The organism is Acinetobacter sp. YH12208 (assembly GCF_013418055.1).
Lineage (GTDB): Bacteria > Pseudomonadota > Gammaproteobacteria > Pseudomonadales > Moraxellaceae > Acinetobacter > Acinetobacter pseudolwoffii.
In genome coordinates this window covers 44,787-62,463 of record NZ_VPCT01000010.1, presented here as the reverse complement: position 1 = coordinate 62,463, position 17,677 = coordinate 44,787, and the positions used below count along the sequence as shown (strand labels likewise).

Genomic DNA, 17,677 nt, shown 5'->3' with positions numbered 1-17,677 from the left:
AAATAGGTTTATTTTTTGACTGGTTCAATATCGAGATATTGCCAAACGGAGTTCATGATTGGATGTGCCTTAAAGCCTTGAACCTGAGGGTGAATCAGCCAGTTACGCACCCGGGTATTGTGTAAAATCCAGGGATTATCGGCTTCGATTTGCCGGTTCATTTTTTCATAATAGGGCGTACGCTGATCTGGTGGCAGTTTCATAGCAGCCTGATACAGAGCATCATAGGCTTTTGAGGTATAGCAGCTCAGGTTGCCCTGCTGTGCATTTGGGCCATATAAGAGTTGAGCAAAATTTTCACCCTCCGGATAATCTGCAATCCAGGCACCGCCCCACAGCATATGTTTACATTGCGTGGCTTCTTTCAGGTTGTCGGCGAAATTGCTGATTTTAAATTCAATACGTAGACCAACTGCATCCAGATTTTTTTTCCATAATTCAGCTGCAATCACTGAAGAGCTGGAACTGGTCGAGTTCATTTTCAGTGTCAAAGGTTTGCCATCAGGCAAAGTCCGATAGCCATCTGCACCTTTTTTATAACCGAAACGGTCGAGCAGCTTGTTGGCCAAGAGCGGATTATAGGCAATACTATTTTTATAAGCTGGATTATGCCCATTCACGCCTTCGGGAATGGTCATTTCAGCTTTATCTGCATGTCCCTTATACAGCTGTTTAATGGCTTCATTCTGGTTATAAGACAAGGCGATTGCCCGACGCAGAGCGGTTTTTTCTAGTGAATTTCCACCGACCACAGGATCGCGCATATTCATGATGGTATAAGTGATTTCTGCGTCTTTATTTGGATAATGTAAAATGCCTTTTTGCTTGTATTCGTTTTTGAGCTGTTTATTGACCAGGGCCTGTTCGGCACCGCTTGCAGTGAGCCGGTCATAATCCAGTTGACCCGATTTCAGCGCCAGCCAGCGCGATTGTTCTTCTTCAATAATACTGACCTTGACCATCCCAATTTGCGGCATTTTTTTGCCGCTCATTTCTTTCACCAGACGTTGATCCCATTCGGAACCATCGCCCTTAAAGTTCCAGACAAAACCGCGATAATTCGGGTTGGCAGTCAGTTCAATACGGCTACGCGGCACATATTTGTGTAACTGATACGCCCCTGTTCCAACCGGATGCTGACCTGCCCGATGACCATAATGTTCGATCGCTTCCCGTGCGGTACCACTAAAAGCAACATAGGCCAGAATGTAAGGAAAATTCAGGTCTGAACGGGTCAAGGTAATTTGTAAGGTATATTTATCTAGAGCTTTTAAACCGGCAATCGGAGCATCATAGTTAAATTTACCCGTTTTTTTGGCCTGCTGAATGACTTGATCTGCGCCAAGAATTTTGCCTTCAATAAAGGAAAAAGAAGGTGAATGATTTTTTGGATCCATCACCCTTTGCATGGAATAAATATAATCCCGGGCGACCAGTTCACGCTTCTTGCCCTGAAAGGCCGGATCCGGACTGAAATAAATTCCTGGCTTGATTTTAAAAGTATAAACTTTGCCATCCTGTTCAACCACGGGTAAAGACTCGGCGGTATTTGGGGCCAAAATTGCAGGCCGGGCCAGATAGTCATAACGCAACAAAGGCTCAAAAATGGCCTCAGCCACGCTACCACTATAAAAATTATAGGTTTTGACCATATCAAAACCATCATCAGGCGCTTCGAAAGCCAGGTTTAAAACTTTATCCGGATGTGCAGATGATTTTGCCCAGGCAGTTTGCCCCGAGCTCATAGCCAAGGCCAAAATCGTCATGCTAAAAAGTGCTGATTTCAAATTTGTACCTATTCTTTATCTTGAAGTTTTATTGCTATAGGAAGTTTTAAATACATCATCCCATATTTGCTTCAATGGATGGGTCAAAGCTGGACAGATGGAATAAACTGAACAAAGCGAATTTCATGCCATCCTCGAAAAATAACGACTTTTTCCTGTTATTAACTCAAAAAAGCTTATTTTTATTAATCATTTAAAACATTATCAATAACATAATATTTTCCATGAATCATTAATTTAATATTTATTCTTAAAATCTAGCTCCAAGCCTAGTCTGCACAAAAATAAACCAGACCTGTTTCATATTATTGCATCCTCCCACTACTTCAACCCAAGAAAATACATACATAAGCAAATGAAATATATAGTTATTATCTTATTAAATTATTGTATATTTTATGTAAAAATCATGCACCATGATTAAACTTTATTCAATTTCCCTTTCAGTTTTAGATTCCATTCTTATTCATTAAATATTTATTTTTTACTTTCTCATGGTTTCCTATAGAGACTTTCTTCAGATTTTAAACCCTACTCTCTTAATATTTCTTCATCAGAATTTAGTAAATCTCTAAAAAAACCAAATTAAATATAATTCTTTCAATCACTTAATGTTTTTTAAAGTTAATAATTTATAAGTTGGCATTCGCTTTGCTTAAGTCCTCCCAGCACTACTTCACATAACAAAAGGGTGAAAATTACGATGAAAAAAAACAAATTGGTCGGATCTATGGGGGCTCCAACAGTTGGCAAGACAATACTCAAGTTAAGTACGCTTACCTTAAGTATGATGTGTTTTTCTTTAGCACATGCAGCAGATGAAGCAGAAAATTCTGCGGCACAACCGACCAAAGTTCAGAAAGTGACAGTGACGGGGTCGTCGATTAAAGGGGTTGCAGCACAAAGCGCATCACCAATTACTGTACTGAAAGTTGAAGATCTGGTGAATCAGGGGGTCACCACGGTTGAAGAAGCCATTAATAAAGTCAGTGCTAACCAAGCCGGCTTCGCTGTTTCCCAAAATATCGGTAAAAGTAATACTTCGGGTTCAGCTGCCAACCTGCGTGGTATTGGTACCGATAAGACTCTAGTTTTATTAAATGGCCGTCGTTTAGCAAATAGCCCTTTCAGTACCTCTGAAGTTAACCTGAATATCATTCCACTGGCGATGGTTGACCGTATCGAGATCCTGCGTGATGGTGCTTCTGCGGTATATGGTGCAGATGCAATTGCCGGGGTAATTAACTTTATTATCAAAAAAGAATACCAAGGTTTTGGTATTTCGGGCGGACTGCAAGCACCGGAAGAAAAAAATGGCGACAAGTATGATGTTTCGATTTTCGGTGGTTATGGGGATTTGGACGAACAGGGATTTAACGTTTATGGTGTAATCGACTATCGTACTTCCGATATGATTATGGCCAAAGACCGTAAAGTCAGCCGTCGTGGTGGCTTGATTCCTGAACTCAACATGTCAATTGGTTCCGGTTCGGGCTTTCCTGCTAACTTGCAATCCTCAACTCTAGGCATAGTTAACCCTTATATTAATCAGAACTGTAATAATGCTCCAAATATGTTCATCTCAGGGAGTCGCTGCCTGTTAAATACTCAAGCACTCATTGGCATTACTCCAGATGAAGAAACCTTTTCTGCTTTAGCCAAAGGTACATTTAAACTCACCGATTCATTAAATGCAGTTGCTGAATATATTTATACCGAAAGTGAAGTGACCACTTCAATTGCCCCAGATGTATGGGCTGGAACCCTTTCTATTCCAGATACCAGCAAATATTACCCGGGCCAAGGTATTACGCCAGGCATTGCTGGTCTTACAGATACAAGAGTCCCACTTTTTTTACGTTCACAGTCAGGTAACCGCGTTTCTCAATCAGTGAATGAATCAAACCGGTTCTTTGCAGGAATCGAAGGTGAGGTTTTAGGTTGGGATGTAAATGGTGGCGTAACTTATGCCAAAAGTGAAGCAACTGACAATTTCGTCAGTGGTTATCTGAACCAGAGTCAGGTTCAGGCTGCGCTTAATGATGGCACCTTAAATCCATTTGGTCCTCAGGCAGCTGCAGATGCTGGAAAATGGTCGACCTTTGATGTAGCAGGCGCGACCAATATGGCTAGCCTGGATTCCACCACCGTAGATTTCACTGTCAGTCGTCCAATCTACGAACTACCTGCGGGTGAAGTTGGCTTTGCCTTGGGCGGAAGCTTTACCACCCAGGACTGGGAAGCCAAGGTCAATGCAGATCTGGTTCGCCAGGTTCCAGGAAGCGGTATTGATCCGGACAAGCCTTCAAGCCAAGGTGATCGTGATATCACTGCAGTATTTACAGAATTACATATTCCGATCCTGCCGAGCTTAGAAGCTCAACTTGCGGCGCGTTATGATGACTATAGTGACTTTGGTGACACTTTTAATCCAAAAGTATCTCTACGCTGGGAACCAATGAAAGAACTGATGTTCCGTAGCTCTTATAGCACCGGATTCCGTGCACCAAGTATGTGGGAAATTAACTCCTTACAAAGTGAAACCAATACCAGCACCAACTTTAATAACCCGCGTTTTTGTAATGCAGACGGCACACCAAACAACATCGAGTTTTCCGATCAATGTGGCATGCAGTTCAAGCGTAAACAGGGGGGTAATCCGGACTTACAGCCAGAAGAATCAACCTCTTTTACAGCCGGTTTCGTGTATGAACCGATCAAGAATCTGGTCTTCACTGCCGATTACTACAATATCGATATTGAAGGTCTAGTTAGCTCAGTTACACCTAATGATATTTTTAATGATCTTGATCGCTATGGCAACCTGATCGTTTATGCACCAGATGGCCGTATTCAGTATTTAAACACCACCTTACAAAATATGGGTGGCTTAAAAACTGAAGGGATTGACCTTAGCCTGAATTATTTAACCCCAATGACAGCGACCGGCCGCTTCGGTTTCGGCATTGATGGGACCTATGTCATCAAAATGGATGAGCAAGAAGAACCGGGTGGCTCATGGAAAGGTTTGGTGGGCATCTATGATGATCCTGCAGTCGTTCGCTGGAGACATATTGCCAATATTAACTGGTCTTATGAAAACTGGAAAATGAGACTAGAACAACAATATATCCGTGGTTATGAAGACTTTTCACAAGAACGTGATGTAAGTGCTTATACGCTTTATAACTTTGCAGGAACCTATAACGGATTCAAAAATCTGGAGCTAACTGCTGGTATCCGTAACATGTTTGATGCAGAACCACCTGCTTCTGATGCAACCAATAATGCCCAATACGGCTATGATCCTCGTCATGGTGACCCAATGGGCCGTACCTACTTCTTACGTGGTACCTATAAATTCTTTTAATTAATCTTTTCGCAAACACTGCTGCCAAGCGGTGTTTGCAGTTTTCCCCGTTTAATTTTAGTCGAACAAAAAAATAATGCTGCCTGTAACCAAAAACAATTTTCTCATCAGTGCACTATTTCCTGTTTGTCTTAAATTCTAGGAGTCATGATGGGCACAAAGTTTGAAGACTTAGAAAAAAACTCCGCCAAGAAACTGACGGGTATTGGGGTGGTGGTTTTTTTGCATATCCTGGTTGGCCTGGTACTCATGGCGGGTATGGCAAAAGACATTATTAAACCGGCCGAACAGCCGGTTGAGCTGATGATTATCCAGGATATTAAGCTACCTGAACCTGAACCACCAAAAGAAACCCCGCCAGAACCACCGAAAATAGTGGAAAAAGTGGCACAAGTGCCTGAGCTAAAACCGGTTGAAAAAGTGGTTCCTGTACAGAAAATGCTTGCTACACCCACACAAGCAACGACTGTTGCAGTACCTACACCTGTTGCCGCCAGTCCTTCGCCAAGTCCCGTGGCAGCACCGGCTCCAGTCGTCGCAGCTGCTCCAGCACCAACTCCTCCACCCGCTGGTGTAACTCGCGGTGTGGCACAAGGTGAAGTAGGTTGTAAACGTCCTGACTATCCACGCGATGCACTCATGAATGAAGAACAAGGTGAAGTCCTGATCTCTGTCTATGTAAATACCGACGGTAAGGTCAAAGATGCCAAAGTAAAAAGTTCGAGCGGTAGTCGCTCACTGGATCGTGCAGCATCTAAGGCATTCAGTTTATGTACCTTTAAGCCGGCCATGAAAAATGGTGAGCCGCAAGAATCTTGGTATGACATTCCCTATGAATTTGTCCTTGACTAACAGATACAACAGATAAAGAAAAAAATCAGGAGATCTATGATGAAAAAATCACTAAAACCTTTAAAAAATATGACTGCTGCTGGTGTGATTGCCATAAGCGCCTTATTACCTTTGCAAGCTGTTTTTGCAGAACAGTCCGCTACTCCAAATACGAGTGCAACCACTGAAACAACGGCTACAACACCCGCAACACCTGCAACACCTACTCCGCCACCACTTCCGGCTGAACCCGTAGCCGAAGAGCCTGCGTATAATCCTTATGGTTTAGAAGCCATGTGGAAAGAAGGTGATATCGTTTCTAAAATCACCCTCTTTATTTTGGTTGTCATGTCGATCGGTACCTGGTACATCATGATCAGCAAATGCCTGCAACAAGGCAAAATACGCAAACAGGCCAAACAAGCTGAAAATACCTTCTGGGAATCTTCTTCTCTGGATAATGCGACCGAAAACCTGGACGAAGCCAGCGTCTACCGTTTTATTGCGGAAAAAGGCATCAATTCAACCAAAAATCATGGTGGTAATTTACTTGAGCGTATCGATTTCAATACCTGGGTCACCATTTCGATTTCGCGTGCAATCGACAAAATTCAGAACCATCTGAGTGGCGGTCTGGCCTTCCTTGCGACAGTCGGTTCGACTGCACCCTTTGTTGGCCTGTTTGGTACAGTTTGGGGGATCTACCATGCACTGACTGCCATTGGTGTTTCAGGTCAGGCATCAATCGATAAAGTTGCTGGCCCGGTAGGTGAAGCCCTGATCATGACTGCAATCGGTCTGGCAGTCGCAGTACCGGCAGTACTCGGTTACAACTGGTTGACTCGCCGTAATAAAGCGGTCATGGAAGAAGTGCGTACTTTTGGTTCTGATTTGCACGCAGTATTACTCAGCGGTGAAATCACGACCAATAATTCTGTTAATCGTGACGTAAAGTAAGAGTGAGGCATCAGCCATGGGAATGATGGTCAATTCAAACGACAGCGATGATGAGGTAATTGGAACCATTAATACCACACCTCTGGTTGATATTATGCTGGTTCTGCTCATTATCTTCCTGATTACTGTGCCGGTTGCAATTCATACCGTCCCTGTCGATCTACCTGAAGAAAGAAATGTGCCCTATGAAACCAAGCCAGACAATGTTCAGCTGGCCGTCAATAAAACTGGAGATATTTTCTGGAACGAAATTTATATTGCAGATAAATCCGTTTTACTGAGCCGCTTACAGGCTGAAGCGCAAAAGACACCTCAGCCTGAAGTACATATCCGCGGCGATCAGTTAACCCCTTATGAGGCGATTGATCAGGTGATTAGTACCACCCAACAAGCCGGTATTGGCAAAATTGCTTTTGTCACGACACCTCCCGCTACACCTTAAAAGTGAAGAAGGATTAAGTTTATGGGTATGAATGTGGGTTCGAATCAAGATGATGATGTGATGTTGGATGTCAACATGACGCCACTGATTGATGTCATGCTGGTCTTGCTGATTATGTTTATTATCACGATTCCATTACCAAATAATTCTATTAATATCGATCTGCCCAACGGAACGCCACCTGTGACCGATGAAAAACCGCCTGAGCTGGTGGAATTACGTCTGGATGCACAAGGCAAAATGTTCTGGAATGAACAGCCCGTAGAAAGCCCTCAGGCTCTAGAAATTCTGTTTCAAACAGTGGCCAGAAAAGCAGATCAGGATCAGATTAAAATCAAAGCGGATCGTGCCACCGAGTATAAACATATTGCGATGGTCATGGCTTCTGCACAGCGTCTGGATGTCAAAAAAATTGGAATTATGAGTAATAACAACTAACTATTTACAACATATAAAAAAAACCCAGCATATGCTGGGTTTTTTCTCAATCCGATTTTACATCTGTGATTGAATATAATTTTGCAAGCCAATCAGTTCAATTAAACGCAACTGTTTTTCTAACCAGTAGGTATGGTCTTCTTCAGTATCTGACATTTGCTGGCGCAGCATATCACGGGTGATATAGTCACCTTTTTCTTCGCACAGCTTGATGCCTTGTGCCAGTTTTTCCCGCACATGATATTCAAGTTTCAGATCGGCTTTCAGGCAGCTCACGACATCTTCACCAATCTCAACGTCATCGCGTTGCATGTTCGGTGTACCTTCAAGGAACAATACACGGCGGATAATCGCATCCGCATGCTGGGCTTCTTCCTGCATTTCGTGGTCGATACGTTCAAAGATTTTGGTTAAACCCCAATCTTCATACATCCGAGAGTGAATCAAGTATTGGTCACGAGCAGCCAGTTCGCCACCGATCAACATATTTAAATAATCTACGACTTCTGGATTACCGCGCATTTGAATTACTCCCTACCTTTATGCTGCTATTATGGAGAAAAGCATTCAGATTTGCAAAGCTTAACTATGTTAAATATTTGATTTTTATATAATTAAAATGAGAAGTACTTGCATTTACACTTCGTTCTGAATCAAATCCCATTTATAAAACAATACTTTGCATTTTTACGGCGCTCGGCTCTACAGCTAAATACACCAAAGAATGTTCAGGTTAAAATTTGTAAATATTCATGAAGATCAGTCAGATTAATAGTTTTTGTATAAACATCACCGTATTGGCGTACTTAATGCATAAATTTCGCTTATGATGCAGACAAATTTAAAACAACAATGGTTTAACTATGACACATCTATACACTACAGCGCCGGTTCTAGTTACCGGTGCATCGGGTTATATTGCCAGCTGGGTCATCCAGAAATTACTCACGCAAGGCTATAGCGTACATGCCACGGTACGCGATCTGAATAAAATTCAAAGCTTTACTCACCTAGAAAAAATTGCCGACAGCACTCCGGGAACTCTCAAGTTATTTCAAGCCAATTTATTAAGCCCGGGTTCTTTTGATCAGGCCATGCAAGGTTGTGAAATTGTCTTTCATATGGCCTCACCTTTTGTGGTCACCAACTATAAAGATGCAGTCAAAGATATTATTGAACCTGCGGTGTTAGGCACTGAAAATGTATTGAATAGTGTCAATCAGACCGCATCCGTAAAACGTGTGATCGTCACATCGAGTATCGCATCTACCTATGGCGATGCCATTGATATTCTACAAACTGAACATAACAGTTTTGATGAATCATGCTGGAATACCACCAGTTCGGCCACGCATCAGCCTTATCCTTATTCCAAAGTCATGGCAGAGCGTAAAGCCTGGGAAATGGCTGAAGCACAAGATCGCTGGGATCTGGTCTGTATCAATCCAGCGCTAGTCTTTGGTCAATCCCTAACACCAACTACTCAGTCGGGCAGTGTCGAAGTCTTGCAGCAATTTGCCAACGGCATGATGCTGCTTGGCGTTCCACCGATGTGGAATGGCGTGGTCGATGTTCAGGATGTCGCTGAAGCGCATATCCGTGCTGCATTTAATCCGCAAGCGCATGGCCGTTATATCATTTGTAGTGAAAGCTTAAGTCTGCTGGAAATGGGCCAAATTCTACGGGCACATTTCGGCAATAAGTTTCCGTTCCCACGCAATCAACTGCCCAAAGCAGCCTTTAAACTGTTCGGGCCTGTAGCAGGTTTTAGCCGCAAATTTGTAGAACTGAATATGGGTTATCCAATTTTCTTTAATGCACAAAAAAGTAAGGATGAACTCGGTCTGGAATATCGTCCGGTGAAAGAGAGTCTGGTCGAGCACTTCCAGCAATTACTAGATGATGGTGTGGTGAAAAAATATATTCCTTAATCGTACTTGCTCAAACCTGATCTGACAGTTACCGATTTTTTTATTATGTCTGTCAGATTAAATTTGAGCTACTACACCGACTTATACGCCCACAAGCTCACTATTCCTGCCTAAAAACAAGCTAAGCAGAAGTCCAACGCGCATTTTTCCACGCTTGCTGTTGCTTTGCATCTAGAAAAGTCCAAGCCACAAAACGACTCTCTTTTTGCCCCTGCGTCATTTTAATGGTTTTTACCTCCACTGCACCGCACTTACGCAAGGTATTTAACAGCATAGGCAATGTGGTTTTCTTAGAAACCAGTGTACTAAACCAAAGACATTGCTCAGCAAACTGTGTGCTCTCTTGTACCATCTGGCAAACAAAGCGTTCTTCTCCACCGTCACACCACAGCTCGTTCTTTTGTCCGCCAAAGTTTAACACCACTTTAGACCGATCAACCGGTTTACCGAGTTTGCGTATTTTTTGCGTTGCTGTGGCATTTGCTTCATCTTGCGAAGCATGAAATGGTGGGTTACACAGGGTCAAATCAAAACGATCTGAAGGTTTAATCACACCTTTGAAAATATTGCTCGGTGTCTTTTGCAATCGAATCTGAATCCCCTTCCTGAGATTTGGATTTGCCTCCACAATAAATTGAGCACTTTTTACCGATGCAGGATGAATGTCTGAGCCAACAAATTTCCAACCATAACTACGATGACCAATAATCGGATAAATACAGTTCGCGCCCACCCCAATATCTAATACGTGAACGGCGTGTCCTGTTGGAATCTGACCTTTATTGCTATCACTCAACAAGTCCGCTAAATAGTGAATATAGTCGGCTCTACCCGGAATAGGTGGGCAAAGATAATCTTGAGGAATATCCCAATATTGAATACCATAAAAATGCTTGAGCAATGCTTTATTGAGCATTTTCACAGCTTGAGGATCAGAAAAGTTGACTGAAAGATCGTTATATTGATTCGGGCTGACAAAAGGGGCAAGTTCCGGACAACTCTGGATTAACTGAGGAAAATCGTAACGACTACAATGCAGATTTCGTGCATGTAATTCCGATTTTTGTTGCGGAAAAGATTTCTTTGCTTGAGCCATGTGTATGCCAATCATCAACGGGAGAACAGAATCAATAAGGCAGGATCTATACCTGCAAATGAATCGATATTGTACGTGAATTCAACTCACATTGCCGAACCTGTCCTTGTATTTGTCTATCCTCCCCCTCTCATTCACCTATAGTTTTGAACTAGCAATAAAAAAGACACCTGAAGATTCATCATCCTCGGTGTCTTTTTTATTTGAGTCATTGTTTAGAACTGATTAGTCTTCGATTTGCCCATGCTCTTTCATCAAAGCAATAAATTGCGCTTCATTGATCACAGGTACACCGAGTTTTTCTGCTTTATCGAGCTTAGAACCCGCTTTTTCACCCGCAACCACACATTTGGTTTTACTGGACACACTGCCACTGACTCGTGCACCTAAGGCTTGCAATAACTGGGTTGCATCATCTCGTCCCATACTGCTTAAAGTCCCGGTGACCACCCAGCTTTCGCAGTTTAACGGCTGACGGGTCGGTGCAATCGGTGCATCCCAGTGAATACCGGCAGCCAGTAAACGATCCAGAACTTCCAGGTTATGTGGTGCCTGGAAGAAATCCAGAATCCATTCCGCAGTGATATCACCTACATCTGGAGTTTTCTTTAATGCTTCCAGATCTGCCTCACGTAATGCATCCAAGGTCTGGAAATTATTGGCCAGCATGCGCGCTGTAGTTTCACCCACGCCACGAATACCGAGTGCATAAATAAAAGCGGCCAGTGTGGTTTTCTTACTGTTCTCAATAGAATCTATTAAATTCTGAACAGATTTTTCACCCATTTTTTCAATCTGTAGTAGCTGCTCACGATGTTCATGCAGGTGATAAATATCCGAGACATCTTTCAGCAGATTTAGATGCAGCAAAGATTCTGCCCAGCGATCCCCCAGACCCTCAATATCCATGGCTTTACGTGAAACAAAGTGACGAATCGCCTCAATACGCTGCGCTGCACAATACAGCCCACCCGAACAACGCGCCAAGGCTTCGCCTTCCGGCATCACCACCGGTGAATCACAGACTGGGCATTGCTCAGGTAAATGCACTTCAACGGCATCCATCGGGCGGAATTCCGGCCAGACTTTTTCCACTTTAGGAATTACATCGCCACTTCGGTAAACACTGACGGTATCGCCAATCCGTACATCGAGACGGTGAATTTCACCAATATTATGCAAGGTCACATTAGAAACAGTCACGCCGCCGACCGCGACCGGATTCAAACGCGCCACTGGCGTTAATGTACCAGTACGTCCCACCTGCCAGTTAATATTTTCAACCGTGGTCAAGGCTGCAACTGCGGGGAATTTATAAGCGGTGGCCCAACGCGGCTCCCGGCTCAGAAAACCGAGTTGCTGCTGCTGTTTCAGGTCATTGACTTTAATCACCATGCCATCGATTTCTACACTGAGACTGGCACGTTCCTCAATGATCTGTTCATAGACTTTTTGCACGTCCTGAATACTGTCACAAATAAAGTGGCGCTCACCTACAGCAAAACCAAACTGACTCAGCCATTCCAGACTGTCCGACATGCTGCGTTGACCATGATACGGTACACACTGCGCAATTCCATAAGCATAAAAAGCCAGTGGCCGTGATGCGGCAATATTCGGATCGAGCTGGCGCAAACTTCCTGCCGCGGCATTACGCGGATTGGCAAAGGTCTTTTCACCTTTGGCTGCATTGGCGGCATTCAGTTTTTCAAAGCCCGATTTCGGCATCAATACTTCGCCGCGTACTTCCAGCAAATCGGGAATAACGCCATTTACTGCTGATAACAGCTTCGGCAGGTTGCGAATGGTTCTGACATTCTGGGTAATATCTTCACCGGTTTCCCCGTCGCCGCGAGTCACACCACGGGTCAATACGCCATGCTCATACCACAGGGAAATGGCCAGACCGTCAAATTTCAGTTCTACATCATATTCGATTTTTTGATTCGGCAAACGCTCTTCAATACGGCGAGCAAAAGCAAAAAGATCGTCCTGATTAAAGACATTTCCCAAGGACAGCATCGGAACGGCGTGAGTAATGCTCACAAATTTTGCAAGTGCCTGCCCGCCGACTTTATCGGTCGGGCTATCCGGCTGGATCAGATCGGGATATTGTTGTTCTAAAGCTTTGAGCTGATGAAAGAGCTGATCATATTCACTGTCTTCAATGCTCGGTTGATCCATCACATAATAAGCATGATTATGCTTGGCAAGCAGTTGAATCAGTTGACGCATTTGCGCAATGACAGTGGCATCTTGGGTCATAATTTCACCATAAAAAAGGGCGGAAAATCCGCCCTGTAGAATATTCAGCTTTTGGCTATTATAAAAATTGCAGTCCACAGATTCAACTTGGAGATTAAACAAAACCGCTTAAACTTCTGTCGGTTGACCGGCACGATAATCAATGGCTTGATGGCGCCAGAATTCACGTAATTGTGGGGTAAGTTCCTGCTGGTTCTGATCATAGACCAGACCATCGACTTCACGGGCAATCAGACGTGAAATACTGTCCATGGTATCAAAGGCATTTTGTACATCGCTATGCGGTAAAGCCAGGAAGAAAGCCAGACCTTTGACTTCCTGAGTCGACAATGTTTCCAGATCAAAGCCTTCCATACCCGTATCGGTCATTTGCAGTACCGAAAATAGCAGTTTTGAATCATCTTCACTATAACGGTGGAAACAGGCCAGTTCGCCATAACGCAGACCATATTTGAGTAAGACTTTCAGGGTTTTATCACCTGAAAGTACACGGCCTTGCGGATAGATATGCAGAGAAATAATGGTTTCAGCACTGGATAACGCACTTTCTTCATCCACTATTTTTTGCTCATGCAGATGGGCATCCAGAATACTGCTTTCATCATTAAATTCAGAAATTTCTGCTTTTTCGATGTTGCTGTTCAGACTAAATTCGGTAGCTGTATCTTTATTTTCAGGCTGGTTATTTTCCGGTTCTACTTCGGCCGGCTTTTGCTCCAGTGATGTTTCGGCTGGTTCTGTAGTTGCAGAGCTTGCCACCACTTCAGCTTCGGTCATTGGACTCGGCTCGACCGCTGCAGCTGTCTCAAGCACTGCTGGCTCAGCCAAGATCGGTTCAGGCTTGCGAAATGCCGAAGGTTTTTCAGGAGCCTTTTCTTCTACGCTCAGGCTCGGCTCTATACGTTGTGCCGGATCTGCGTTCTGCTTTGCCAGTTGCGATCGTACATGCCGAGGAATGACAGGGGTCTGGCTATCCGGATCGATATGCAGGTTAGCATCCAGTGAAGGGACTGCCTCTACAGGTTTTTTGAGCAGCATTCTGATGCCCAACAGCATGATGATAATTGCAATAACAATCCCGATAATGGTGGTGATTTCCATATTATACCTCCGCAGCTAAGCCGTATTCTTTTGCCTGTTCCAAATTTACTGTCACTAATTTTGAGGTTCCCGGTTCAGGCATGGTTACACCTAAAAGATCAGTCGCCATCATCATTGCAAGTTTGTTATGGGTAATATAAATAAATTGCACGTGTTCAGAAAGCTCTTTGACTAAATTACAAAAACGTCCCACATTGGCATCATCTAGCGGTGCATCGACTTCATCGAGTACACAAAAAGGTGCCGGATTTAAGCGAAAAATCGCGAATACCAGTGCCAATGCAGTTAAAGCCTTCTCCCCACCGGAGAGTAATGCCAAGGAGCTATTACGTTTACCCGGTGGTCGGGCCATCAGTTTTACACCCGATTGCCATCCATCTTCAAGACTTAAACTCGCCTCGCCCCCTTCAAATACTTTCGGGAACAGGTTTTGCAGTTCGGCATTGACTTGATCAAAAGTGTGCATAAACAGTTTGCGGGTTTCCTGATCAATACTTTTCATCGCAGCTTGTAGCTGTTCCACAGTATTTTCCAGATCCTGCATCTGGTGGCTCAGTTCCTCATAGCGTTTCGAGACTTCTTTATATTCTTCAGAAGCCGCCAGATTCACTGCACCGAGCTTATCGAACTGCACCTGAGCTTTTTCCAGTTTCGCCTGATGGGTTTTGACATCAATAGTTAAACCGCTGATGACTTCATGATTCAGTTCTTTTAATTGTTCTGAATAATGCTGCAAATCAGATTTGGCTGCCTGCCAGGCCAGACGTTTGGCTTCCAGTGCTGTACGCAGTTTTTCATCCTGCTGCTGGAAACTGTGACGCTGTTCAGTCAACTGCTGCTGCTTGCTCTGCACCTGATTTAATTCGATCTGCCAGTCGGCCCAGGTTTTTTGCAGCTTTTCAGTGATCTGCGCCTGTTCATTAAACTGGCTCTGTAAAGCAGGCAATTCCAGCTGTACCGGATCGACAAATTTCTTGGCTTGCTCGATTTGTAGATTAATTTGTTGATACTGTTCTATTAAAAATACCTGATCTTTTTCCAGCAATTCAATCTGCTGCTGACTCTGTACGCTTTGACGGCGCAGCAGTTCCAGTTCCTGCTGCGCTTGCTGGCTAAGCTGCTGCGAGTCATCTAACTGAGTGCTCAATGCTTCCAGCTGGAATTGCAGGGTTTTATAATTTGGTAGCGCTTGTTCTAGCTTGATATTCAGGGCATGCAGGTCAATTTCCAGATCGTCTTTCTGCATGGCATCTTCTTCTAGCTGCTCATCCAGTTGTTGCAGCTGATGCTGTAATTGCTGCTTCTGTAATGCGAAAGCCTGAGCACTACTTTGAACTTTGGCAATATTGACATCGAGTTGTTGCAGTTGCTTTTGTGTGTGCTTGTACTGCTCACTGATCGTTTGAATCTGGGTTTTTAACTCCTTCATCCGAAGATTCAGTTCAGGCAGTTGCTCTTCAGCCTGACTAAGTTGGGTATTCAGTGCTGATAACTGAAGCTCGATTTCCTCCAGACGGATACGATGACTCAATGCGCCCTGAGCGGCTTGGCTCGATTCATCATAATCCAGCGCAATCACCCAATCAGGCCCAACCTGATAGCCATCCAGACTGAGTAGGGTCTGACCTTGCAAAAGCCCAGTTTGAAGTTTCAAGGCTTGCGCTAATGAATCTACAACTGCAACCTGCTGCCACAGTGAATACTGTGGAGATTCAATCCAGTCGGCCAGACACACCGTATTGGCAATCTGAATTTCATCTTGCACAGTATATGGCTTTAACTGACGCGCCCGATCTTCAAGAAAGTTTTCACCCTCTGCCAGAATCTGGGCAGACAGCCATTTTGCCAGAAACTTTTCGATCAGCTTTGCATGGTCTTTGCCTGCATCGTTGAGCTTAAGTACATGCATTAGCTGTAGTGCATCGGCCTTGGCATGTGGATTGGCTTTGGTCAGCAATTGACTGAGGTTGTTCTGTTCTGAATGCAGCACCTGAATTTCAGATTTTAACTGCATCAAGCACTGCTGCTGTTCTGCCTGCTCGGTCTGAACTTGAGCCAATTGATCTTGCAATACAGTGCGTTGCGCTTCACATGTGAATAGCTGCTGTTCGATCTCAGTCTTGTCTTGTTGATATTGCTCTAGCTCATCTTGTTGCGCTTGATGCTGAATCTGTATGCTCTGTTGCTGTACGGTCTGTTTTTGCTGTTCAATCCGCTCAATATTCTTGGCCAGTTGCTCGCTTTGAGCCAACATTTGTAATTTACGCTGCTGCTGCTGTTCGACCTGAGTTTTGATTTGGGCAAATTGTGCCGCGACTGTTGTATGTTGTGATTTGAGATCAGCCAGATTTTGGCTCTGCGCCTGATTCTGGCCATCTTGCTGCTGCAATTGTGTTTGCTGATCTTCAGCTTGCTGCTGCAAGGTATCGAGTTGCAGTTCAATCAATTGCAAACGCTCTTTGGTCTGGGCTTTTTGCTGTTCCAGCTTGACCAGACTGGTGGAATTTTGCTCGAGCAAAGACTGTTTTTGCTGCAAGGTCATTTCCAGTTCAGCCAGTTTTTTCTCGGCCTGTTGCCATTCACTTTGCAAAGGTGTCGATTGCTGAATCAGACGCTGAAACAGTTCACTGGTACGACCTAAATCATGTTCAACCGTAGTCAGCTCGGAACGCACCAGCTTAAAATTATCTCCGAGAGTATTCATCTCCACGGTATATTCTTCTTGCAAGTGCTGGCTTTGTTCATACTGGAAAGACAGGATTTCAATCTTGATGCTGCGAATCTGTTCTTCCAGTTGCTTATATTGAATCGCGCTTTCAGCCTGACGTTTCAGGGTTTTTAACTGAGATTTCAGTTCAGAGGCAATATCTTCCAGACGCGACAGGTTTTGCGTGGTGTGATCCAGATGCAGCATGGTTTCACGGCGCCGTGCCTGATAACGCGAAACCCCGGCAGCTTCTTCAATATAGACCCGCATTTCATCCGGTTTGGCATCGACCAGACGGTTGATCATGCCCTGTTCAATAATCGCGTAAGAACGTGGCCCCAGACCGGTGCCCAGAAAAATATCGGTAATGTCACGACGACGGCATTTGCTGCCATTCAGGAAATATTCAGACTTGCCATCGCGGTTGACCTGACGGCGGACTGCCAGTTCATTATAGGCATTATAAGCACCGCCCAGTTTGCCATAGGTATTGTCAAAGCGCAGTTCTACACTGGCCATACCCACCGGTTTACGCTTGGCAGTTCCGGTAAAAATCACGTCCTGCATGCTGCCACCACGCAGCTGGCGCGCACTGGACTCGCCCATGACCCAGCGTATGGCATCAATGACGTTAGATTTACCACACCCGTTCGGTCCCACGACTGCAGTACGGTTATCTTTAAAATGTAAAGTGGTACTGTCGGCAAAAGATTTAAAGCCTGAAAGTTTTAAACTGCTTAAACGCATAATGT

The 17,677-nt window shown here is 44.2% G+C and carries 12 protein-coding genes; 6 read left to right on the top strand and 6 right to left on the bottom strand.

The genetic code is table 11. The features are described from left to right. Positions 1-8: 8 nt before the first annotated feature. The gene (locus tag FTU95_RS10785; RefSeq protein WP_180078498.1) at positions 9-1,766 is read right to left on the bottom strand and encodes an ABC transporter substrate-binding protein; all 1,758 of its coding nucleotides are present in this window, start codon (positions 1,764-1,766) and stop codon (positions 9-11) included. Positions 1,767-2,490: 724 nt separating this feature from the next. Here FTU95_RS10785 and FTU95_RS10780 point away from each other — a divergent pair. From FTU95_RS10780 to FTU95_RS10760, 5 genes are all read left to right on the top strand, one after another. Continuing rightward, positions 2,491-5,157: a TonB-dependent receptor gene (locus FTU95_RS10780; RefSeq protein WP_180078496.1), complete on the top strand. Its 2,667-nt coding sequence runs from the start codon at positions 2,491-2,493 to the stop codon at positions 5,155-5,157. Positions 5,158-5,307: 150 nt separating this feature from the next. Next, on the top strand, positions 5,308-6,009 hold the full coding sequence (locus FTU95_RS10775; RefSeq protein WP_180050581.1) for an energy transducer TonB: 702 nt from the start codon (positions 5,308-5,310) through the stop codon (positions 6,007-6,009). Between the two features lie 36 nt (positions 6,010-6,045). Continuing rightward, positions 6,046-6,945, top strand: a complete 900-nt coding sequence (locus FTU95_RS10770; RefSeq protein WP_159516618.1) for a MotA/TolQ/ExbB proton channel family protein — start codon at positions 6,046-6,048, stop codon at positions 6,943-6,945. Between the two features lie 16 nt (positions 6,946-6,961). Further along, complete coding sequence (locus FTU95_RS10765) at positions 6,962-7,387, top strand: biopolymer transporter ExbD (RefSeq protein ID WP_159138568.1); 426 nt, start codon at positions 6,962-6,964, stop codon at positions 7,385-7,387. A gap of 21 nt (positions 7,388-7,408) precedes the next feature. Next, the gene (locus FTU95_RS10760) at positions 7,409-7,825 is read left to right on the top strand and encodes a biopolymer transporter ExbD (RefSeq protein WP_159516617.1); all 417 of its coding nucleotides are present in this window, start codon (positions 7,409-7,411) and stop codon (positions 7,823-7,825) included. Between the two features lie 57 nt (positions 7,826-7,882). Here FTU95_RS10760 and bfr read toward each other — a convergent pair whose 3' ends face one another. Beyond that, on the bottom strand, positions 7,883-8,347 hold the full coding sequence (gene bfr / locus FTU95_RS10755) for a bacterioferritin (RefSeq protein ID WP_005095949.1): 465 nt from the start codon (positions 8,345-8,347) through the stop codon (positions 7,883-7,885). A 341-nt stretch (positions 8,348-8,688) separates the two neighbouring features. On the opposite strand from bfr, the gene FTU95_RS10750 reads away from it, so the two are divergent. Beyond that, complete coding sequence (locus FTU95_RS10750) at positions 8,689-9,756, top strand: aldehyde reductase (protein ID WP_180078493.1); 1,068 nt, start codon at positions 8,689-8,691, stop codon at positions 9,754-9,756. A gap of 121 nt (positions 9,757-9,877) precedes the next feature. Here FTU95_RS10750 and rlmF read toward each other — a convergent pair whose 3' ends face one another. From rlmF to smc, 4 genes are all read right to left on the bottom strand, one after another. After that, entirely contained in the window at positions 9,878-10,852 is a 975-nt protein-coding gene (gene rlmF, locus FTU95_RS10745) for a 23S rRNA (adenine(1618)-N(6))-methyltransferase RlmF (RefSeq protein WP_180078491.1), read from the bottom strand. A gap of 225 nt (positions 10,853-11,077) precedes the next feature. Next, the gene (gene ligA, locus FTU95_RS10740) at positions 11,078-13,117 is read right to left on the bottom strand and encodes an NAD-dependent DNA ligase LigA (protein ID WP_180078490.1); all 2,040 of its coding nucleotides are present in this window, start codon (positions 13,115-13,117) and stop codon (positions 11,078-11,080) included. Between the two features lie 108 nt (positions 13,118-13,225). Continuing rightward, the gene (locus FTU95_RS10735; protein WP_180078488.1) at positions 13,226-14,218 is read right to left on the bottom strand and encodes a cell division protein ZipA C-terminal FtsZ-binding domain-containing protein; all 993 of its coding nucleotides are present in this window, start codon (positions 14,216-14,218) and stop codon (positions 13,226-13,228) included. 1 nt (position 14,219) lies between these two features. Next, entirely contained in the window at positions 14,220-17,672 is a 3,453-nt protein-coding gene (gene smc / locus FTU95_RS10730) for a chromosome segregation protein SMC (protein WP_180078520.1), read from the bottom strand. Positions 17,673-17,677 lie beyond the last annotated feature (5 nt).

Bases quoted from the DNA above. Each gene is read 5' to 3' on its own strand.
- FTU95_RS10785 (WP_180078498.1), bottom strand. From the start codon at position 1,766: ATGACGATTTTGGCCTTGGCTATGAGCTCGGGGCAAACTGCCTGGGCA.
- FTU95_RS10780 (WP_180078496.1), top strand. From the start codon at position 2,491: ATGAAAAAAAACAAATTGGTCGGATCTATGGGGGCTCCAACAGTTGGC.
- FTU95_RS10775 (WP_180050581.1), top strand. From the start codon at position 5,308: ATGGGCACAAAGTTTGAAGACTTAGAAAAAAACTCCGCCAAGAAACTG.
- FTU95_RS10770 (WP_159516618.1), top strand. From the start codon at position 6,046: ATGATGAAAAAATCACTAAAACCTTTAAAAAATATGACTGCTGCTGGT.
- FTU95_RS10765 (WP_159138568.1), top strand. From the start codon at position 6,962: ATGGGAATGATGGTCAATTCAAACGACAGCGATGATGAGGTAATTGGA.
- FTU95_RS10760 (WP_159516617.1), top strand. From the start codon at position 7,409: ATGGGTATGAATGTGGGTTCGAATCAAGATGATGATGTGATGTTGGAT.
- bfr (WP_005095949.1), bottom strand. From the start codon at position 8,347: ATGCGCGGTAATCCAGAAGTCGTAGATTATTTAAATATGTTGATCGGT.
- FTU95_RS10750 (WP_180078493.1), top strand. From the start codon at position 8,689: ATGACACATCTATACACTACAGCGCCGGTTCTAGTTACCGGTGCATCG.
- rlmF (WP_180078491.1), bottom strand. From the start codon at position 10,852: ATGGCTCAAGCAAAGAAATCTTTTCCGCAACAAAAATCGGAATTACAT.
- ligA (WP_180078490.1), bottom strand. From the start codon at position 13,117: ATGACCCAAGATGCCACTGTCATTGCGCAAATGCGTCAACTGATTCAA.
- FTU95_RS10735 (WP_180078488.1), bottom strand. From the start codon at position 14,218: ATGGAAATCACCACCATTATCGGGATTGTTATTGCAATTATCATCATG.
- smc (WP_180078520.1), bottom strand. From the start codon at position 17,672: ATGCGTTTAAGCAGTTTAAAACTTTCAGGCTTTAAATCTTTTGCCGAC.